At 37.0% G+C, this 20,375-nt stretch carries 16 protein-coding genes and 3 pseudogenes; 10 read left to right on the forward strand and 9 right to left on the reverse strand.

The window, feature by feature from the left end; translation table 11 throughout:
* Window positions 1-3 precede the first annotated feature (3 nt).
* The 3 genes from bioD (at window position 4) to bioA (ending at window position 3,093) form a co-directional block, all read left to right on the forward strand.
* Complete coding sequence (gene bioD / locus H3Z85_19120; GenBank protein ID QPQ51380.1) at window positions 4-615, forward strand: dethiobiotin synthase; 612 nt, start codon at window positions 4-6, stop codon at window positions 613-615.
* 2 nt (window positions 616-617) lie between these two features.
* The gene (bioB, locus tag H3Z85_19125) at window positions 618-1,601 is read left to right on the forward strand and encodes a biotin synthase BioB (GenBank protein QPQ51381.1); all 984 of its coding nucleotides are present in this window, start codon (window positions 618-620) and stop codon (window positions 1,599-1,601) included.
* A gap of 214 nt (window positions 1,602-1,815) precedes the next feature.
* Window positions 1,816-3,093 carry an adenosylmethionine--8-amino-7-oxononanoate transaminase gene (bioA, locus tag H3Z85_19130; protein ID QPQ53952.1) on the forward strand — a complete coding sequence of 426 codons (1,278 nt, stop codon included), beginning with the start codon at window positions 1,816-1,818 and terminating at the stop codon, window positions 3,091-3,093.
* Window positions 3,094-3,172: 79 nt separating this feature from the next.
* Here bioA and H3Z85_19135 read toward each other — a convergent pair.
* Window positions 3,173-4,374 (reverse strand): annotated as a pseudogene (locus H3Z85_19135) (MFS transporter).
* Window positions 4,375-4,448: 74 nt separating this feature from the next.
* On the opposite strand from H3Z85_19135, the gene H3Z85_19140 reads away from it, so the two are divergent.
* The 6 genes and pseudogenes from H3Z85_19140 to H3Z85_19165 all read left to right on the forward strand — a co-directional run bounded on the left by H3Z85_19140 (window position 4,449) and on the right by H3Z85_19165 (window position 13,337).
* A complete protein-coding gene (locus H3Z85_19140) occupies window positions 4,449-5,231 on the forward strand; it encodes a helix-turn-helix transcriptional regulator (protein QPQ51382.1) in 783 nt (260 codons plus the stop codon).
* 594 nt (window positions 5,232-5,825) lie between these two features.
* Window positions 5,826-6,434 carry a hypothetical protein gene (locus H3Z85_19145; protein QPQ51383.1) on the forward strand — a complete coding sequence of 203 codons (609 nt, stop codon included), beginning with the start codon at window positions 5,826-5,828 and terminating at the stop codon, window positions 6,432-6,434.
* A 90-nt stretch (window positions 6,435-6,524) separates the two neighbouring features.
* Window positions 6,525-7,094, forward strand: coding sequence for a Crp/Fnr family transcriptional regulator (locus H3Z85_19150; GenBank protein ID QPQ51384.1), 570 nt, complete (start codon window positions 6,525-6,527; stop codon window positions 7,092-7,094).
* A gap of 163 nt (window positions 7,095-7,257) precedes the next feature.
* Window positions 7,258-7,620 (forward strand): hypothetical protein, encoded by a 363-nt coding sequence (locus tag H3Z85_19155; GenBank protein QPQ51385.1) that lies wholly within the window; start codon window positions 7,258-7,260, stop codon window positions 7,618-7,620.
* Window positions 7,621-7,839: 219 nt separating this feature from the next.
* A pseudogene (locus H3Z85_19160) lies at window positions 7,840-12,178 on the forward strand (CusA/CzcA family heavy metal efflux RND transporter).
* A gap of 7 nt (window positions 12,179-12,185) precedes the next feature.
* Window positions 12,186-13,337 (forward strand): efflux RND transporter periplasmic adaptor subunit, encoded by a 1,152-nt coding sequence (locus tag H3Z85_19165; GenBank protein QPQ51386.1) that lies wholly within the window; start codon window positions 12,186-12,188, stop codon window positions 13,335-13,337.
* 530 nt (window positions 13,338-13,867) lie between these two features.
* Here the strand turns inward: H3Z85_19165 and H3Z85_19170 are convergent.
* From H3Z85_19170 to H3Z85_19205, 8 genes and pseudogenes are all read right to left on the reverse strand, one after another.
* Window positions 13,868-14,425 (reverse strand): DUF4256 domain-containing protein, encoded by a 558-nt coding sequence (locus H3Z85_19170; protein QPQ51387.1) that lies wholly within the window; start codon window positions 14,423-14,425, stop codon window positions 13,868-13,870.
* Between the two features lie 68 nt (window positions 14,426-14,493).
* Window positions 14,494-14,895, reverse strand: coding sequence for a DoxX family protein (locus tag H3Z85_19175; GenBank protein QPQ51388.1), 402 nt, complete (start codon window positions 14,893-14,895; stop codon window positions 14,494-14,496).
* A 19-nt stretch (window positions 14,896-14,914) separates the two neighbouring features.
* Window positions 14,915-15,492: pseudogene (locus H3Z85_19180) on the reverse strand (YdeI/OmpD-associated family protein).
* A 200-nt stretch (window positions 15,493-15,692) separates the two neighbouring features.
* Entirely contained in the window at window positions 15,693-16,163 is a 471-nt protein-coding gene (locus H3Z85_19185; GenBank protein QPQ51389.1) for an SRPBCC domain-containing protein, read from the reverse strand.
* Between the two features lie 184 nt (window positions 16,164-16,347).
* The gene (locus H3Z85_19190) at window positions 16,348-16,677 is read right to left on the reverse strand and encodes a winged helix-turn-helix transcriptional regulator (GenBank protein ID QPQ51390.1); all 330 of its coding nucleotides are present in this window, start codon (window positions 16,675-16,677) and stop codon (window positions 16,348-16,350) included.
* A 151-nt stretch (window positions 16,678-16,828) separates the two neighbouring features.
* The gene (locus H3Z85_19195; protein QPQ51391.1) at window positions 16,829-18,439 is read right to left on the reverse strand and encodes a hypothetical protein; all 1,611 of its coding nucleotides are present in this window, start codon (window positions 18,437-18,439) and stop codon (window positions 16,829-16,831) included.
* Window positions 18,440-18,445: 6 nt separating this feature from the next.
* A complete protein-coding gene (locus tag H3Z85_19200; protein QPQ51392.1) occupies window positions 18,446-19,147 on the reverse strand; it encodes a hypothetical protein in 702 nt (233 codons plus the stop codon).
* Between the two features lie 24 nt (window positions 19,148-19,171).
* Window positions 19,172-19,579, reverse strand: a complete 408-nt coding sequence (locus tag H3Z85_19205) for a helix-turn-helix transcriptional regulator (GenBank protein ID QPQ51393.1) — start codon at window positions 19,577-19,579, stop codon at window positions 19,172-19,174.
* A gap of 149 nt (window positions 19,580-19,728) precedes the next feature.
* On the opposite strand from H3Z85_19205, the gene H3Z85_19210 reads away from it, so the two are divergent.
* Window positions 19,729-19,959: a type I addiction module toxin, SymE family gene (locus H3Z85_19210; protein ID QPQ51394.1), complete on the forward strand. Its 231-nt coding sequence runs from the start codon at window positions 19,729-19,731 to the stop codon at window positions 19,957-19,959.
* The last annotated feature ends 416 nt before the right edge of the window (window positions 19,960-20,375 follow it).

Below are 20,375 nucleotides of genomic sequence, written 5' to 3' on the forward strand. Positions count from 1 at the left end.
CGAATGAAACTATTCATCACAGGAATCGGAACAGAAATAGGAAAAACCGTATGCTCGGCCGTTCTGGTTCAGTATTTTAAAGCAGATTACTGGAAGCCGGTACAATCCGGTGACCTTCATTACTCAGACAGTCATAAAATTGAAACATGGACGGAGAATACAATTTGCCATCCTGAAACATATCGCCTTCAACGGGCAGCTTCTCCGCATCAATCGGCAAGGGAAGAAAGCATACAGATTGATCTTGATCACTTTCAGGTGCCGGAGACTGAAAATGCGCTGATTGTAGAAGGTGCGGGAGGATTGATGGTTCCTGTTTCAGATAACAGGTTTATGATTGACCTGATTGAGACTTTACACCTGCCAGCAGCATTAGTTGTAAGGAATTATCTGGGATGTATCAATCACAGCTTACTATCAATTATGGCTCTACAACAGAGAAATATAAGATTAGAGTACCTGATACTAAATGGTGAATTTCCTGAGGATACAGAAAGAGTGATCTGCAGCTTTATTGAAAACGATACAAAAATCATCAGGATCCCCGAGATTCCCGATACAGATAAAGAACAGATAAAGATCGCTGCCAAGCATTTAACAATAACAAAATTATGATAATGGATACAATAAAAACAACGAGAAACGACTGGACTAAAGAAGAAATAGAAGAGATTTATCACTTACCTCTGATGGAACTTATTTATAAAGCTGCTACCGTGCACAGAGAGTGGCACGATCCGTCTGAAGTTCAGATTTCCACATTATTATCAATAAAAACAGGAGGCTGTCCTGAAGATTGCTCCTATTGCGGACAGGCAGCCCGTTATCACACGAATATCAAGGTGCAGGCTTTATTGCCGACCGAAACGGTCATTGCCCATGCTCAAAAAGCAAAAGATTCGGGATCATCAAGATTCTGTATGGCGGCAGCATGGCGTGAAGTTCGTAACAATCGTGATTTCGACCGGGTTATTGATATGGTAAAAGGAGTCAATGAGCTGGGGCTGGAAGTATGTTGTACATTGGGAATGCTTACCGAAGAACAGGCCGTCAGACTTCAGGAAGCCGGATTATATGCTTACAATCACAATCTTGATACTTCTGAACAGTATTATGAAGAAATCATTTCTACGAGAACGTTTGACAACAGAATTAATACAATTAACAATGTCCGAAAAGCAGGAATTACCGTGTGTTCCGGAGGTATTATCGGTCTTGGAGAAACCCACAGAGACAGGATTTCCATGTTACTGACTTTGGCAACAATGCCCAAACACCCGGAATCTGTTCCGATTAATGCATTGGCAAGAGTAGAAGGAACGCCATTGGAAGACAACGAAAAAGTAGATACATGGGAAATGGTAAGAATGATTGCAACAGCAAGGATCGTGATGCCTGCTTCCATGGTGAGATTAAGCGCCGGACGTATCGAAATGACAGAAACAGAACAGGCATGGTGCTTCATGGCAGGAGCCAACTCTATTTTCACGGGAGAAAGAGAAACTTTACTGGTGACCCCAAATCCTGGAGTTTCCGAAGATATGCAGATGCTGCAAACCCTCGGATTAAAACCTATGATGAAAAAAGAAACATGTTGTTAAAATAATTATAAATGATAATTAATGAGTTATGAGCTGGATCATAAGCATAGTAAAGTTTGTCATCTTGCTGATATCCGATATTCTGGATATGAACATAGATTTCTGAATAGTATGATATTTTACAAAGGCTGATCTTGCATGCAAAGAAACATTTACTTTAAATCCATTGATATTCCATCATTAATCCATGGTTAATCACTATATGAATACAATAATGTCAACCGGTCTTCAACAAAGGGATAAAGCAGTGAACTGGCATCCTTATACTCAGATGAAGACCGCAGATGATATCATTCCCGTTATTAAAGGAAAAGGTATCTATTTATACGATGCAGAGGGTAAAAAATATATGGATGTAGTCTCCTCGTGGTGGGTTACTCTACACGGTCATTCGCATCCTCATATCGCACAGCGTGTTTTTGAACAATTAAATACGCTGGAACAGGTTATTTTTGCAGGATTTACCCATGAACCTGCCATACAGCTTTCAGAAAATTTATTGGAACTGCTGCCTGACAATCAGGAAAAAGTTTTTTATTCCGATAATGGCTCTACTGCAGTGGAAGTTGCCTTGAAAATGTGTATTCAGTATGCCCATAACCAAGGAAAAAAGAAAACTAAAATTCTGGCCTTCAAAAATGCCTATCATGGTGATACTTTCGGGGCGATGTCCGTAAGCGGGAAAAGCTTCTGGACGAAACCATTTGAAAGCATGCTCTTTGAAGTCGTTTTCATTGATACCCCCAATGCTGAAAATCTGGAAAATTTACAAAATCAGATTAAAGAACTTGTCGATGAAACAGCCTGTTTTATTTATGAACCATTAGTTCTGGGAGCAGCAGGAATGCTGATGTATAAACCAGAAGGTCTGAGTCAGTTGATGAAATTTTGCAGAGAGCAGGGACTTCTGTTGATCCAGGATGAGGTCTTTACTGGTTTTGGAAGAACCGGGAAGCTTTTTGCAGCAGATCATCTTACAGAGCAGCCTGATATCATGTGTTTTTCAAAAGGATTGACAGGAGGCACTATGCCAATGGGCATTACAACCTGTTCCAACGAAATTTATGACGCTTTTCTGTCTGATGATAAGCATAAAACTTTATTTCACGGGCATTCTTTTACGGCTAATCCGTTAGCCTGCGCAGCAGCATTAGCAAGTATGGAACTGCTGCTCAATGAAGAAACACAGGTGAATATTAAACGAATTACTCAACAGCATTCAGAGTTTATAAAAGAACTGGGCCTTCATCCTTGCGTTGAAAACGCTCGTCAGACAGGAACTATTCTGGCATTTGATTTCAAAACAGGACAGGGAACCTCTTATTTTAATGAGATCGGTAAAAAACTGTATCAGGAGTTTTTACAGAGAGGAATCATCATGAGACCTCTTGGAAACGTAATCTATCTGGTTCCGCCATATTGTATTACGGCTGAAGAGCTGGAATTTGTATATCGGAATATTTCGGAAGTTTTGGATCAGTTTAAAGCCTGATGATTATAAAAGTATTGTTTTACCAATGCTTACACCTTATAGGTTTTAGAAACCTATAAGGTGTAAATATACACCTCAATTAATCTTCAACGTATTGATGTTTTGCTGCTTTCATTCCAAAGTACAACATCAGAACCACTGAGAGGCTCAAAAAATAAAATGAGCTTTCCCAGGAAAGATCCCAATCATGAAGTTTCCCAAAAACAGGAGGCCCAAATGCTGCAATAAGATAACCGACAGACTGTGCCATTCCCGATATTTTTACGGCATTGATGCTGCTTTTTGTTCTTATAGAAAAGAATAATATGGATAAGCTGAAAGACAAACCATTCGCTATCCCGATAATGACAGCATTGACGTAAATCCATTGCGATTTCATAAAGACAAACATCATCGTGCTTCCAAACATTAAAGCACAGATAAAAAGGATCATTATTCTCTGATCTTTCATTTTATTGGCAATAAGCGGACAAAAGAAAGTAACAGGAATCATTGTAATCTGAATAACAAACAGCACCCATCCCGAGCTTTCACCCTGCATATTATAATCCGCTAAAAATGAGGGTAACCACGCTACAAGACAATAGTAAAATAAAGATTGAAGCCCCATAAATGCACTGATATTCCAGGCTTGGGAAGATGTAAACATATTAAAATCCGAAGTGCTCAAAGCTGTTTTGGGCTGATCAGTATTTTTTTGTTTACTATAAATTCAATAAGTAGTACCAGAAATCCCAAGGCAGCGATCACCAGCCAGATTCCTAAAGAACCCCGCCACCCAAAACCGGTCCATTCGCCGATCTTAACACTGAATCCCGAAGCCAATGCAGCGGTAAGATTCATTGATACGGCAAAGACACCTGTCATTAAAGCAATTTGTTTCGGGAAATTATTTTTAACATAACCCGGTGTCACTACATTTCCAATGCATATTCCAAGCCCGATGAATACAGACCCCACAAATAATAACCATTGGGAACCCAATATCCGCAGAAATAAACCAAAACCTAAAATAAGTAAAGAATACATTAAAAGCTTACTTATTCCAAATGTATTTGAAAACCTGCTCACTAACACAGAACACACCGCAAACATAAAGAGTGGAATAGAGGTGAGCAGACTCACCTGAAAGTTATCCAGCTTCAACGCATCCCTCACATCACCCAGAACAGGAGAAACCGCCACGATAGGTGAACGAAGATTACTGGAAATAAGGATAACAACCAGAACATTAATAATTAATAAAACATAAGAAACATTTTTTCGAACTTCATTCTTCATCATAATAAAAACTTTTCTACAAAATTAAGACAGTAATTTTGTTTAATTTTGCCAAAGTTTTAACTTCAAACGACATGAATGCCAACGACAGCATAGCCATTGATGAATTGAAAAAACCTTATTTTGTATGGTTTGAAGAAAACTGGATCCATGATAATATCCTTCATCAGCATCAAAAAGGTCAGCTGGTCTATGTGGAAAGTGGTTTTCAGTACATAACTATTGAAGAAAAAAAATACCTGCTCCCTCAAAACCATGCTGCCTGGATTCCCCCGAATGCTATCCATAAAACCAATTCACATTCTGAAAAAATCAAATTGATGATTATGTTTGCAGAAGTTGACAGCAAAGAGCCGTTTTTTCAGGAAGTAAACGTTTTTTCGGTTCCGCCGGTTTTAAAGGAAATGATAAAATATTCAGAAAAATGGTCTAAACTGATGACAAAAGACCATCACGAAACTGTGTTTTTGCAAGCTCTTTTCAATGAATTACCGCGTTTTGCCGAGTATTCTCTTAAACTTCACATCATTCTTCCCAAAGATAAACGCCTGACTCATGTTATCGGATATCTTCACGATCACTATCAGAATGAAATTAAAATGGAAGATCTGGCTGATATCGCTTTGCTTTCCACACGAACGCTGGAGCGCATCTTTAAAAAGGAAACCGGGCTCACCTTAAGCAAATATCAGCAAATGCTCAGAATTATTAAAAGCCTTGAGTTTCTCAGCTCAAATGATCTCACTATTTCAGAAACAGCTTATAAAGTAGGATATAAAAGTGTACAGGCATATACCAGAAGCTTTCAGTCTGTGATGCAGTTCAGACCAACCGATTTTATGAAAAACATGAAATAATTTTTCACACTGAAAAGTGATTTATTATATAGTTGTTTTATTGCTACGTATTTATTTAAGGGCAATATCGAAAAACGCAATATAACATATTTCACACTTTATTAATTTTTCCATATCGGTATCAAATAATCAATTATGACCCCATAAAAAATAAAAAGGCCCCCTAGAATGGAGACCTTAAAAAAACACAAATGATGAAAAAAATTATTTCGATTCACAAATATAAGTAAAAATTATATTATGCAAAGCACTATAAGTGTATTTTTTTTAAATATTATTTATTTTAATTAAAAATGGCTATCCGCTAATTGATCTGATGTTTTTTTAAGATTATGAAATTCGACCATACAGAGTATACAGGTCCGGAAATCTCATTTAAAAAGGTTGATAAAAGGAAAAAACATGAGCTAAAATATATTTTGTATTCCCCTAAAATGTAATGAAATAGTCCGGAGGAATAACATAAACAGATAGAAGTCCGTTCTTTTGAATTCACTTTTTTCAGATTTTGTCTTCGTTTACTGGAAATTCTTATGTGATTGTGGTCATAAAATAATCTTTTCTGTTTTTATTAATTTGTATAAAACTGATTGTATGAAACCGAAGCATATTAAAGGCGTTCCCCCACAAAAATCCGGTGGTTTTCATGATACTGAAAGCAGGAAACAGTTTGACCAGGCACTTATTCCCCTGAAATTTGAAATACTGCAAAAACGATTTTTTCAGATCAATAAATGGAAAAGCTACTGTGGAGAGGCGTTTGCAGAGTTTAAACTCCATGACAGCGAAGGCAATCCTATTGACCGTGAACCTCAAAAAGGTGACTTTGTCCGAATCAATATTCCGGGACCGGGAGAAACCGAAGCGAAAGGGTATGACTGGGTAGAAATTACGGATATCTGTTTCTATCAGGATAGTATTTCGGAAAGTATCATGATGACCTGCAGACCATCCGGGAATCCTCAACAAAAAAACAATCGCCATATTGCCCATTTCTATAGTTCCAGGGCGACTTCTACCTTTATGATTTATAAAAGCCCGACCCATTTAAAAACAGCTGTTTACGGAAGAAATGAATCTCCAAATTTTAATGCAAAATGGTTTGACGTGATCAGGAATTTTTTCGTTGCTGCAGGAGGGATGATGGGAATTGCCAAAATCCAGTGGAAGCAGCTCACTGATGGTTTCCTGGATTTTGAATAAATAAAGTAGGCTACCGCAACAGATAAATATATCAAAAACATTGACTAATACACCATTAATCGTACATTTGTCAATGACTGATATATACACATGGAAGAACGCTTAGTCTCATATATTACAAGTAAAATATCGGTAACAGAAACAGAGCTGTGTACCATACTTTCTTATTTTAAACCCATTCAATTAAAAAAGAATGAAATGCTGCTCACTAACGGACAGTCGAGCCAGAGAACGTTCTTTGTAACTTCCGGTTGCCTCAGGATCTTCTTTATCAACGAAGATGGTCAGGATTCTACCAGATATTTTGCCTTTGAGAACCAGTTTGCTACCGCTCTGGTGAGCTTTATTACCTCCGAACCTTCGGAAGAGTTTATCCAGGCAGTGGAAGATACTGAGGTCTATTATATAAGTCACAGCAACTTCTATCACTTGCTGGATATCATTCCTCAATGGGAAAAATTCTACAGGATATATCTTGAAATCGCTTATGTCACCAACACCAAGCGTCTCATGTCATTCCTGGTTCAGGATGCTCTGGAAAAATACCGTCAGTTGCTCAGTGAAAACCCCGTTATTGTCCGCAGATTATCCAACAAAATGGTAGCTTCTTACCTTAATATTTCTCAGGAAACGCTAAGCAGGCTGAAATCGAAACTGTAAACAGAGATGTGTTTTTTTTTTTTTAAAAAGGATAAGTTATGCTGAATTAAAGCAAAAAGTTAAGACCATCAAACTCTGTTGTTAGCCCTCTCAAACCCTTTATTTAAAGGAAAATTAATCTTTAATAGTTTTTTAAAAAAATTTTCGCCTTATATTTGCCGCAATGTTAAAATGGTTTTCCATATTATGCTCAATGATGTATGTACTGGCTACCACCAATGCGGGGGAAGTCTTCAAAGTGCCTATGTTTGTTGAACATTATATCGAATACCACGGAAGTTTATCAGAATTTGTGATGGAGCATTATGACAATCACAAAAAGGACTCTGACTGGGATACCGATCAAAAATTACCATTTATCAATCCACCTATTGTACTAACGGTACATGCCCAGCTTCCCGAACTTGATTTTGAGATTAAAAAACCTAAAGAAATTGCCATTCCACAGAAAAGCAGTATCTATCAGGAAAAGGATTTTTCCAACCTTTACCTTTCCCGGATTTTCCAGCCTCCACGGCTTTCCTAATTGATTACCAGATTGAAAATTAATGCTTTAAACAACTCATTAAAGCAGTAGATTCTTGTTACATATCAACTAACCCGCTGTCGTTTATAAACTTTAGCCAAAAGTTTCATCCATTGTTACAGCACTGAGCTTTGGCTTATCTTAATGGTAAAAACTTTTTTATAAAGTGGTAAAAATATTTCTGTAAACTATTCCGGGTTATCAATTAATTATTTTTTCATGTTAAATAAAATCATTGAGTTTTCTGTAAAGAATAAGCTCATCGTTGCCTTATTTACAATAGGTTTGGTAGTGTTTGGGGTCTATGAAACTACCCAGCTACCTATTGATGCTCAACCGGATATTACCAATAATCAGGTTCAGATTATTACCACGGCACCTTCTTACGGGGCGGCAGATATAGAACGCCTTGTCACATTTCCCATAGAACAGGCTACCAGCAATATCAGTGGAATCACCGAGCTTCGGAGTCTTTCAAGGTTCGGATTATCTCTGGTGACCGTTGTTTTTGACGATAATACCGATGTATACTGGGCCCGTCAGCAGGTTCAGGAACGACTGCAATTGGTACAGGACAATATTCCCGAAGGAATAGGAAAGCCTGAACTGGGGCCTGTTTCTACCGGATTAGGAGAAATCTTTCAATATGTCGTAAGAGCCAAAAAAGGTTATGAAAATGTATATGACGAAACTGAACTCAGAACTATACAGGATTGGGTCGTCAGAAGACAGCTGCTAGGCACAAAAGGAGTCGCAGATGTCAGCAGTTTTGGCGGAAAATTAAAACAGTATGAAATTGCCATCAATCCTAACCAGCTACAGGCTTTCAACATCAATATCAATGATGTCTTTGCGGCGCTGGAAAAGAATAATCAAAATACTGGAGGCGCTTATATTGAAAAGAAAGAAACTGTTCTTTTCATCAGAAGTGAAGGCCTTTTAGGAAGTACGGAAGACATCGGAAATATTCAGGTAGCAGATACCAGAGAAGGAATTCCCGTACACATTAAAGATGTAGCATCCGTGAAGATTGGCTATGCCACAAGATATGGAGCCATGACCTATAACGATACGGGAGAAGTATCCGGAGCCATTGTTTTAATGCTTAAAGGGGAAAATGCCAACGTCGTGATTTCCAATATCAAACAGAGACTTGAAAAGATCCAGGAGACATTACCCGAAGGAGTGGTGATCGAACCTTTTCTGGACCGTGCCAAAATGGTTAATAACACGATCAGTACGGTAAAAACCAATTTAATGGAAGGGGCGTTAATCGTCGTTTTCATTCTCGTTTTATTTCTTGGAAACTTCCGGGCAGGTCTGCTTGTTGCTTCCGTGATTCCTTTGGCAATGCTTTTCGCGATTATCATGATGAACATCTTTGGAGTGGGCGGAAACCTCATGAGCCTCGGAGCACTCGACTTCGGACTTATTGTAGACGGAGCTGTGATTATTGTAGAAGCCGTTCTTCATCAGTTAGCCCATAAAAAGCACTTTGGGAAAGACAATATGCTTACCCAAAAAGAAATGGATGACCAGGTTTCGGGCTCTGCGACCAAAATGGTCAATAGTGCGGTTTTTGGACAGATTATCATCCTGATTGTATACCTTCCTATTTTTACACTTCAGGGCATTGAAGGAAAGATGTTTAAGCCTATGGCACAAACTGTTGCATTTGCCTTAATCGGAGCATTTTTATTGTCCCTGACCTATATTCCGATGATGAGTTCTTTGGTTTTGAGCAAAAAGAAAAAAGTGAAAGAAAATATATCAGACAGAGTGATGGCCAAAGTTGAAGCAGGTCATCAGAAACTTCTGATGAAAGCCCTTAAATTCAGGAAAACAATTATTGCAGGAGTAATAATCCTTTTTGCAGGGGCAATTTTTATTTTGTCAAAAATGGGTGGTGAATTTATTCCGTCTCTGGAAGAAGGCGATTTTGCTGTTGAAATGAGAATTCTGCAAGGCAGCAATATCACTGAGACGAAAAAAGTAACGACCCAGGCTTCCGCTATTCTTTTAAAACAGTTTCCGGAAATACAAAAGATCGTCGTTAAAATCGGAAGTGCTGAAATTCCAACAGAACCGATGCCCATGGATGCAGGCGATATGATCATCGTTTTAAAACCCAAAAAAGAATGGACATCTGCAAAATCATTTCCCGAGCTTTCTGAAAAAAATGAGCAAATCACTCAGTAGTATTCCCGGTTTGACGACCAGCTTCCAATTTCCGGTACAAATGCGCTTTAATGAACTGATGACCGGTGCCAGACAGGATGTGGTATGTAAAATTTATGGGGAAGACCTGGACAGCCTTACAACGTATGCAAAAAAACTGGGAAGTATCATTACTACCGTCAAAGGTGCTCAGGATCTTTATATTGAACCTGTTGTAGGAGCTCCTCAGGTCGTGATCGACTACAACCGTGCCGAATTATCCCGTTACAAAATTTCTGTTGCCGATATCAACAGGGTAATCAATATGGCATTTGCAGGGCAAACGGCCGGAGCCTTGTACGAAGGAGAAAAAAAGTTTGATATTGTCGTAAGGATGGATAATGAGCGTAAAAAAGACATTACGAGCATTCAAAACATGTTGATTCCTACTGCTTCAGGAGAGCAGATTCCGTTGTCACAGGTTGCCAAGGTAGAACTGAAGAACAGTCCGAATCAGATCCAGAGGGAAGATACCAAAAGGCGGATTATCGTAGGATTTAATGCTAAAGGGAGGGATGTACAGACCATTGTTGAAGAACTACAGCAGAAAGTGAATGATAATCTCAGATTCTCCCAGGGATATACGGTCTCTTACGGCGGGACATTTGAAAATTTAAATAAAGCTAAAGCTAGACTGGGAATCGCTGTTCCTATTTCCTTAGTGATGATTTTCCTGCTGCTGTTCTTTGCTTTCGGCTCTGTAAAGCACAGTTTGCTGATCTATACTGCAATTCCTTTATCAGCAATTGGCGGGGTATACTTTCTGGCATTACGAGGAATGCCGTTTAGTATCAGTGCCGGAGTTGGTTTTATCGCTTTATTCGGGGTAGCAGTACTTAACGGGATTGTTTTGATATCAGAATTCAACAGACTGAAAGATAACGGAATAACCAATACCAGCAGAATTGTGTTGATGGGAACAAGAATCAGACTTCGTCCGGTATTGATGACTGCTTTTGTAGCCTCTTTAGGTTTTTTACCTATGGCGTTAAGTAACGGGGCAGGGGCAGAAGTACAACGACCCTTAGCTACAGTGGTTATCGGTGGCTTAATGCTTGCCACATTCCTGACTTTATTTGTACTCCCTATTCTATACGTCCTTTTTGAACATATTAATAAAGATAAAATGAAATTCTCAAAAAAAATAAATCCTCAAAAACTATCTGTTTGCCTGCTGCTGATTTCTTTCGGAAGCTTCCATGCACAAGAAAATATCACTTATGAACAGGCATTGGAAAAAGCTTATCAGCAGAACGGAACCATTAAAAATTCAAAATTAATCTCAGAATATCAGCAAAAATTAAAAGCCAGTTATCTGGACATTCCGCAATTAGAGGTCACGGGAGGATTCGGGCAGATCCAGGGTGAAGAGACTGATAACTCCTTCGGTGTTTCCCAACGATTCAGTTTTCCTACCGTATATTCAAAGAGGAAACAGATGTTGGATGCAGAGTGGACGGCAAGTGTAATCAATCAAAATCTGACAAAAACACAGCTTACCAAAGAAATTACAGATACTTTTTACAGGATTTTAGTCCTGCAGGAAAAGAAAAAGGTACTGGAATATATCAGCCGTCTGTATATTAATTTTGCTGAAAAAGCAGGTTTAAGACTTAGAAAAGGGGAGGCAAATGTTTTAGAGGAATCTACGGCAGAAATTCAAAAAGAACAGATGAAGGTACAGCTCGTAAACCTTGAGAATGACCTGAATATGGCAAGACTCCAGCTACAGCTTCTTCTTCAGTCAGACATTCCTTACCAGCCTGTTGCCGATAGACCGATTATGGATATGAATCTTCAGATTTCAGAGGATAAGGTAAAACAACATCCGGAACTTCAGTATCTGCAACAACAAATCAAAGTAGGAGAGGCTGAAGTACAACTTGAAAAAAGCAAATTACTCCCGGAGCTTCTTGTTGGATACACCAATCAAAGTATGAAAAACATTAATAATAATCGTTTTAATTCAGTGCAGGTAGGTGTGGGAATTCCTTTATTTACAAAGGGGCAAAGAGCACTGGCAAAGGCAGCTCAGACAAAAATTGCTATTTCTGAAAATCAGTATCAGAGAAAAGAAATTGAGCTTAAAAACAGATTGAGCCAGCAACTCAGCAACTATATGAACCAGCAACAAATCATTGAAAATTATGAACAGAAACAGCTTCCAAAATCTGAAATCATTTTACAAACAGCCCAAAAACAAATGGAAGTCGGCGAAATCGATTACCTGAACTGGGTAATTCTGGTCAATCAGGCTGTAAAAACAAAAGCCGACTATATTGATCAACTGGAGAAACTTAATCAGATCGGAGCAGAACTTAAATTCTTAATTTCAAAATAACAGCGTCATGCAATTTAAAATACTATCAATATACAGCCTTGTTATAGCACTTGTTTTATCTTCATGCTCAGGAAAAAAAGAAGAGGAAAAAACCGTATATGAAAACACTACATTCAGGAAAAATACAGAAAATACAGTTCATCTGACAGAGAAACAGATGCAATCTGTAGGAGTGACAACCATCACAATTCAGGACAGAAACATGGAAAAACTCGTACGCCTGAACGGAAAAGCGGAAATTGCGCCATCTCATATCAGCTCGGTTTCCAGTATTATGGGCGGACATATAAAATCGATTAATGTCATCAACGGAAGTCATTTCCGAAAAGGGCAGGTCCTGGCTGTGGTAGAAGATCCCCAGTTTATTCAGCTACAACAGGACTATCTGGTGACGAAAGCACAGCTTGAGGCAGCACGCCTTAACTTCAACCGTCAAAAAGATCTCAATACAAGCAAAGCAAGCAGTGACAAAACAATGCAGACAGCCCAGGCAGACTATTCAACGCTGAGTGCTACGTTAAAAGGGCTTGAAGAAAAACTGAGAATTATCGGCATCAATACCAAGGGATTAAGTACCGGGAATATCAGAAGCAAGATAAATATTTATGCTCCGTTTACAGGATTCGTAAGCAAAATCCTGGTCAATAACGGACAGTACATCAACCCGGCTGATACATTATTTGAACTGATCGACCCCAGCGGATTACTTTTAGAATTAAAGGTTTTTGAAAATGATATGAACGATGTCAAAGCTGGACAGGAAATTATCGTTTACAATAATCAGAATCCTGATGTAAAATCCAATGCCAAAATTGTTAGCGTGGTTCCAAGCATTGAAACAGGCGGTTCTGCGACGGCAATTGCAAAGCTTTCCTCCATAAACTCCCAATTTGTGAAAGGGATGTATATCAATGCGGAAGTTAATATCAGCAGCCGTTTTACTCAGGGACTTCCGAATGAAGCAGTTGTTTCTTTTGAAAACAAAACATATGTATTTGAAGATCTCGGAAAATCAAACTATAAAATGGTTCCTGTAATAACCGGAATTTCGGATGATCAATTCACAGAAATTATTAAAGCTGACTTCTTAAAGAATAAAAAAATTGTACAAAAAGGAGCGTACAGCCTTCTGATGATGCTCAAAAATAAAGCAGAATAATACTTTTTAGAATACTTTATATAACAAAGGTTTTGTTTACCAAAAGGTAGATGAAACCTTTGTTTTTATCTGTTTGGCTATTGGAGAGATGCAATTCTTTTAATATTTGCTTTATCGGCTCAATCTACGAGAGCTTTTTAAGCCATAACAAAGAGTTTCATCTGTGCCAATCCGTGAAATCTGTAGAAATATGCAATACATTTTTTTAACCACAAAAGTCACAGAAGATTTTGACCACTTGAGTTGATTAAGTTTCCATCTTTGCGTATATGAAGTGCACATAAGTTTAAAAATCGAAGATTTTTGCTATAGCATTTAACTTTAAAATCTGTGTATAGCCTCGAATCTGTGGGAATATGCAATACTTTTTTTAACCACAAAAGTCACAGAAGATTTTGACCACTTGAGTTGATTAAGTTTCCATCTTTGCGTATGGGAAGTGCATATAAGTTTAAAAATCGAAGATTTTTGATTTATTGTTTGATTTTAAATTATATCAGAGGAACATAAAAAGAGAGCTTTTACTTTTATCACACCCTTAAACATCCTCTAAAACCTCTCGCAGCATAATAAGAATCTGCTCCATTGTGATACATAAATACCGTGTTATATCGTCTGTCACAAAAAATAGCACCTCCTAATTCCCTTATTTGGGGTGGCGTATGCACCCAGCTTGACGTTTTCTGATCAAATTTACCCAATTCCTGAAGCTTGCGGTATTGTTCTTCTGTGAGCAGTTCAATTCCCATTTCGGCTGCGGTATCAATGACATTGCTTTCCGGTTTGTTGGCTTTGCGGGCATTCCAGGCCTGGTAGTCGTAGCAGAGACTGCGTCGTTTTGGACTTTCCGGGGAACAGTCAAAGAAAATATATTCGTCAGTTTTCTGGTGGTAATCGACTACATCAGGTTCACCTTCTGTTTCTTCCATTTGGTATAACGACCATAATTTCTCAGGATGGGCCTGTAGTTTTGCCTTTATTTTGTCCCATTTAAGGGTTTCGTGGCGGGACATATTTTTTCCGAAACGGGATTCTAAGGTTGTTAAAAGTAATTCCCTTTGTTCGGGTGTTAATTGCCTGTTTTTCATAGTAATCTTGTTTTAATTGGTATTTGTTTTTGGGATCAATTATATTTGATAAAATTTTCAATTACGTTTTAATTGTTACTGATAGAAATTTTTCTGCTGGAAGGTCTGAAATACCACGAAATAAGAACTAAGGCCAACAATAAGACGGCAGGGAAGGTTCTTCCCGCAGGATCTCCAACGATAAGATGGGAAATAACGGCTCCCGACATTACAAAGAAAAAACCGGCATAAGCCCATTCTTTCAATAGTAATCGTTTTGGAATAAGGATGGCTATAACGCCCAGCAGTTTCCAAACACCTAAGATGGTCATGAGATAGGAAGGATAGCCTAAATTGGTAAAGTTGGCAAGTTCATCTTTATTTTTCAAAAGCTGAACGATGGCAGTAGAAACCATACCGAGCGCCATCCACAAGGTAAAGATCCAGTAGATGATTTTTTTTCGTTTTTCTGATGTGTTTGATGTTTCCATTTGGTGTTGTTTTTAAAGGTTAATCATTAAGTCCTTTTCCGTTAAGGATTTGTGGAAGGTATTTTTCAATTCTTGCTTCTCTGGTTTTAGATTGTTTAGCGGAGGAAAAGTGGAGGAGATAGGCTCTTTGTCGGCCTGGAGTAAGGGTTTCAAAAGCTTCTTTTAATACCTGATCATGATCCAGCTTGTTTTGAAACTCTTCAACCATTTCAAAATCTTTGGTTTTCTTCATTTCAACCTTAGCTCCGGATTCTTCAATTTCTACAGCTTCAAACATATAAGCCTGAAGTTCTTTTTCAAGATCGTTGATCTGCTGAAGATCTGTAAAACGGATTTGTCTTGCCGCCTGTACATTTTCAGACTGCTGAATTAAAATCTGATCCGGATCTTTCATCAGAGCGCCTTTAAAAAGAGTAGGGCGCAATATTCTTTAAATCCGTGAATTAAGAATATGTTTTTCCCTTCATAAGTATAACAGGGGCAGCCCCATTTTAAATCTTCTGTCAATTCGGTACTGAGGGCAATGGTTCTTAATTTTTCAAATTCTTCTTTCCATTGTGGGGCTTTATCGAAGAAAAAATCAACTTTTGTATTCATGTGTTTTGAGTTTGAGGGTTCTAGGGTTGGAGAGTTTGAGAGTTATAGATTTATAGAGTGGGAGAGTAAGAGCGTCTGAAGTTTAATGTTCAAGGTTGTTATCGATTCGCAAAGCATTGACGATTCACTTGCAAAGCAAAATTCACTATTGACATTCTCCATTTAAACTTTGGCATCCACGTCTCTCATCTCTTCGTCTATTATTTTTCCCTCTCTTTAAACATTTCCTGTAAACGATCATGCGCCCTATTAATTCCCTGTGCAAAAGGCATTTTCAGGTGCTGGTCTCTGAAGTCTACAGATTTGTAAATGGTTTGGATTGTGATTTTGCTGGTGGTATCCGTTAGTTTTTCAAATTCTAAAAACTCAATCTGAACCGGAAAAGGGGTGTTTTCCATCTGAAAAGTCCGGATAATTTTTTCATTGGGAACGATATCATGAATAGTTCCGTTGGCGCTGAAAACTACTTCTCCAGAGGAATTAGAGGTTTCAAAACGGTAACTGCCATGTTGTTTGTTTTCCATCTTTATGACTTTGGTGCCCATCCATTGTTCGAAGAGTTCAGCTTCTGTATAAGCTTTGAAAAGAAGTTCGACAGGAAGATCAAATTCTCTGATGATGAAGATTTCCTGTTTGCCGTCTTCTGCGTGTATTTTTGTTTTTAGTTCCATATTTTGGGTTTGAGGGTTTTGGTGTTTGAGAGTAGGAGAGTTTTAGAGTAAAAGGGGTTTAAGGTTCAAGGTTGTCATTCTTTCACTGATAAGATTCATTTGCGAAGCAAAATTGACTATTAACAGTCACAAACCAAACTTTGTCCTCACTGACTCTCATCTCTTCGTCTATCCGTCTTATCTATTACTCTTTTTTCAAGTTCTGATACGCTTTCATCACACTTTCAAGCTTATTGAACTTCTCATCCCACATTTTGCGGAACGGCTCTATAAAATCGGCTATTTCTTTCATTTTATTGGGATTTAGGTGGTAAATAATTTCACGGCCGTTCTGTTCAGATCTCAACAGTTCACATTCTGTAAGGATCTGAAGGTGTTTGGAAACGGTAGGTCTTGCGGTATCGAAATTGGAAGCAATGGCTCCTGCAGTCATAGATTGTGCAGCCACCAGCATCAATATAGATCTTCTGGTAGGGTCTGCGATTGCCTGAAAAACATCTCTTCTTAAATTCATTGTGTAGCTATTTGACTACAAATATATGCGTAGTTATTTAGCTACGCAAGTTTTTTTTGAAAAAATATTTAATCTAAATAAAAACCCTTTTGTTTTTAATTGACAAAAGGGTTATTTTATAAAAATGAATATATACTATTTATAGAATATATTATCCATTTAAATATTCATAAACTGAAGCAGTCGCAGCACTCTTTACAAGCCTTGCTCTTTTGTCGCCAACATAGTGTGCTCTTTTCAAGTTTGTTTCAGTAGTATTTAAAATATCATTAATAGTATTAATATTAATTGTTCGCAATGTCTCTTTAATCCAACTTGTTAAGTCTAAAACATCAATAGATTTACTAAGTTCTTTTTCAAGTATTTCAGTAGTGTCATTTTCCGTAAAATTAGGAATTTCATCAACTAAAGGTTTAAAGTTAATATTATTCATTCCAAACTCGGTCATTTTTTTAGGTGTTAAATTACGTGCTATTGATAATGAAGTGCTAGATGGTGTTGCTTCTTGGCCAAACAAACAACCCAAATTTATTAGATACCTAGTTCCAACTTCTGATGTGGATGATTTTATTCCTTTTCCATGTTCTTGAATAATTCCAGTATATTCTAACAATCTTAAAGCTTCTTTTACAGTTTGCGGAATATCTTTATGAATCCAAATAAAACAAGAGGTTTGTTTATCACTGAGTAAATAATTATTATTCTTTTTATTAAGTTCTAAAAGAACAATATTTTCAATAAAGTTTCGACCCCAATCAATCAATCCCTTTTGTCCAGGGTATTTTTCGCTTAAGTTAGTATGCTCTGCTAATAGTTCTATTTTATAGAATTCTCTAATAGTTTCATTAAGTTGTGATGAGCTTACATTAGATGTTCTTGATATTGTCTTTAATAAAAACCGTGGATTACCCGATCCTGCATAAGCGAGAATTTCAAAATTGTTTCGGTTGCGGGAAATTTCGTTTAATAATTTGCTATCAGAGTTAGCCTGCTTTTCAACTATTTCCCGCATTCTTTCAATATAAGAATTTGAAAGAATATCTCTATTTATGTTAATAAAAGTTGCATCTTGAGAATATTGGAAAATATCACCATATGATGTAACACCAGGATAAACGGCAGCATTACATGAAATAAAAGGAGAGCGTAAATCTCTAAACAAAGTAAAAAATTGTCTTTGCTGCTCAGGTCTAAATATGTGGGCAGCTTCGTCTATTAGCAGGTTTATTCTTTTAATCCCCAAATCTTCACAAATCTCTTGAACAGCATCTTTAAAATCATCAACGGTTGGTATTGAGGTAATTGCAATTTCCTCAGTCGGGTTTTTCCATGATTCTTCATAACTTTTAGCAACTTCTTCAATTTTTAATAAGTCTTCAGAGTATGTGCCACCACTTAAAACATTAATAGAATGTGGTAAATTAGCTAATAGCCCTTTTTTTCTAAGTTGCCTAATTATCTTAGAACATATTAATGATAACATCCAATTAGTAAATTGTTGTTTGTCTTGAGAATGTATTAAAGAACTTTTATTAAATGTTAGATAAACAGGCAAAACTTTACCATTTTTAAAACTTTTATTTAATTCTTCTTCAGACACTTTCATTAAAAATGACTTCCCAACACCACGACTTCCAACCAATATGATTGGTGAAATTGATTTTAGTTTTTCAATGACATCCCTATCCTGACTTGTCTCTACAAATAAACTTAGTATTTCGTCATTAGGTATATCTTCTGTTCTAAAAAGTAAATCTGACATTGTTTATTAATTTATTAATTCTATAATTTGAGTGATTCCTTTAAATTCGTCGGTTATTGTATTTTCTATTTTTTTGACATCTTCAGGTTTTAAATGTTTTAAATATCTTAAACAAAGAGTAAATAAAATTACTCGCCTAATAATATCAGCTTTTGAATTCCATTCATGAAAAAGTTCTTTAGAATATTCAAAGCTATTGGGTATTTTATCAATTACTGTTTTGTTTCCATGAACATATTCGGAGCATTCTCTGTAAACTTTAGATGTAATAACGTTAAAGTGATTCAATTCATCTTTTAGTTCTGGAAAAAATGCTTTACAAAATTTATGTGAAAATATACCTTTATCTTTATCTAATAGCTCGTTCCAATAAGTATCTCTTTCTCCAATTTTCCAAAGATTAAGCTCTATTTCATTGGCAGAAAAAAGTATAGCAACTAAAGTTCGTTCTAAAAAGAAACGAAGCCCCATAAAAGCTTGTTGGTAAAGTCCAAGGGAATTGCTGAAAATTCCAATTTGATATTCCTTAATCGCATTTTGTAGAATATTTATTTCAGGTCGATCTTTAAGAATATCTAACCATTCTGCAAAATCATGTAAAAAAGCATGATTAGTTGAAAGTAATAGTAAATCTTCATCAGCTAGTGATTCATTTTGAATTTCAAGAGCTTTTTTACCAAGCTTTTCATAGTGATCTTTAACTTGCATAAATTTTTATTGTAGGCTTTTAGTTTATTTCTTCTCAATCAACCTTTCCAACTTCTCAATCATCTCTTTCTGCTGCTCAAGCATACGCTCATAAAGCTCTACCATTTTATCAAGAGGATTAAAAGTACAATTAAAATAACCAGAGTTGTTAGCAACTGAACCTTCATGAAATGTATTGGCTATAATATTCACCGCCTGTTCCTCATCAAAATTCTCAATCGCTTCTGCCGGAACTTTCAAAATCTTCGCTACCTGCGCCAGGATATCAGATTCTACGGTTTCTTTCTGTTCTAAAAGAGAGATTTTCTTCTGGTTCCAGTCATCACCCAGTTCAAAAGCTAAGGCTTCCTGTTTAATGCCCAGCATTTCACGGAAACGTTTTATATTTCTACCCTGATGTATTTTTTTATTTTGCATATCTGTGTCAATCATAATAACAAATATAAAGTTTTTACCGCTGAAAAAGAAGCTTGTTTCTAAAATAAATTATCTTCTAAAATAGCTGCTTTTCAGCATAAAATATCCTATTCAGAACTGGTATAACCTGCCGGATTTTTCTTGCTTTGATGAAAAACAACAAAATGAAAGAAATAGTTATTCGGGGCAAATATAAGATCGTGTCCATTAGGAACCTTACGGTTTCCCATAAATCATTTGAAAGAGCATACAGAAGGCTGGTTTTCTTCCCGGAAATCCGGCTGGCAGGGAAGTGGCTGCTGGAGTGTGGCTTTGAACCGGGAGATCATGTGGTGGTGACGGTTCGTAGAAATCAGATTACATTAGAAAAGGAGATGAATTACGAAGAGATGTAAACACACAGGTTATCTACGAAAAATATTATCTGCCACTAATGCACGAATAGGATATTTCGTTATGGTAAATAAAGAACGTTTTTTATGAAATTTATAAGATATAATTGTATAGGCTAAAATCAACGGATCCTTTTTATTTTAGTGAATTCGTGGCAAAAAAATCTGCAGAATCTGGTTAATCTGCAAGAGATTACTTTCTTTTGACGCAAAGGTTTTATGATGCGGCAGCCTGTTTTTAGGGAGCTAAGGAAAGGGCAAGTGAACTTGCCTGATGGAAGGGTGTAAATAAGATTTTCGGCGGCCTCCGGCCGCCGAAAATCATCTGCCACAAAAATATTTTAAAAAGGAAAATAATCTCAATTTTCAGAAAAAATCCTGTATTTTACTACTTTCAACTGACAGCAGGGAACGTCTTT

The organism is Chryseobacterium indologenes, from assembly GCA_016025055.1.
Taxonomy (GTDB): domain Bacteria; phylum Bacteroidota; class Bacteroidia; order Flavobacteriales; family Weeksellaceae; genus Chryseobacterium; species Chryseobacterium indologenes.

Coding starts and splice junctions, on each gene's coding strand:
- bioD (QPQ51380.1), top strand. CDS start 4: ATGAAACTATTCATCACAGGAATCGGAACAGAAATAGGAAAAACCGTA.
- bioB (QPQ51381.1), top strand. CDS start 618: ATGGATACAATAAAAACAACGAGAAACGACTGGACTAAAGAAGAAATA.
- bioA (QPQ53952.1), top strand. CDS start 1,816: ATGTCAACCGGTCTTCAACAAAGGGATAAAGCAGTGAACTGGCATCCT.
- H3Z85_19140 (QPQ51382.1), top strand. CDS start 4,449: ATGAATGCCAACGACAGCATAGCCATTGATGAATTGAAAAAACCTTAT.
- H3Z85_19145 (QPQ51383.1), top strand. CDS start 5,826: ATGAAACCGAAGCATATTAAAGGCGTTCCCCCACAAAAATCCGGTGGT.
- H3Z85_19150 (QPQ51384.1), top strand. CDS start 6,525: ATGGAAGAACGCTTAGTCTCATATATTACAAGTAAAATATCGGTAACA.
- H3Z85_19155 (QPQ51385.1), top strand. CDS start 7,258: ATGTTAAAATGGTTTTCCATATTATGCTCAATGATGTATGTACTGGCT.
- H3Z85_19165 (QPQ51386.1), top strand. CDS start 12,186: ATGCAATTTAAAATACTATCAATATACAGCCTTGTTATAGCACTTGTT.
- H3Z85_19170 (QPQ51387.1), bottom strand. CDS start 14,425: ATGAAAAACAGGCAATTAACACCCGAACAAAGGGAATTACTTTTAACA.
- H3Z85_19175 (QPQ51388.1), bottom strand. CDS start 14,895: ATGGAAACATCAAACACATCAGAAAAACGAAAAAAAATCATCTACTGG.
- H3Z85_19185 (QPQ51389.1), bottom strand. CDS start 16,163: ATGGAACTAAAAACAAAAATACACGCAGAAGACGGCAAACAGGAAATC.
- H3Z85_19190 (QPQ51390.1), bottom strand. CDS start 16,677: ATGAATTTAAGAAGAGATGTTTTTCAGGCAATCGCAGACCCTACCAGA.
- H3Z85_19195 (QPQ51391.1), bottom strand. CDS start 18,439: ATGTCAGATTTACTTTTTAGAACAGAAGATATACCTAATGACGAAATA.
- H3Z85_19200 (QPQ51392.1), bottom strand. CDS start 19,147: ATGCAAGTTAAAGATCACTATGAAAAGCTTGGTAAAAAAGCTCTTGAA.
- H3Z85_19205 (QPQ51393.1), bottom strand. CDS start 19,579: ATGATTGACACAGATATGCAAAATAAAAAAATACATCAGGGTAGAAAT.
- H3Z85_19210 (QPQ51394.1), top strand. CDS start 19,729: ATGAAAGAAATAGTTATTCGGGGCAAATATAAGATCGTGTCCATTAGG.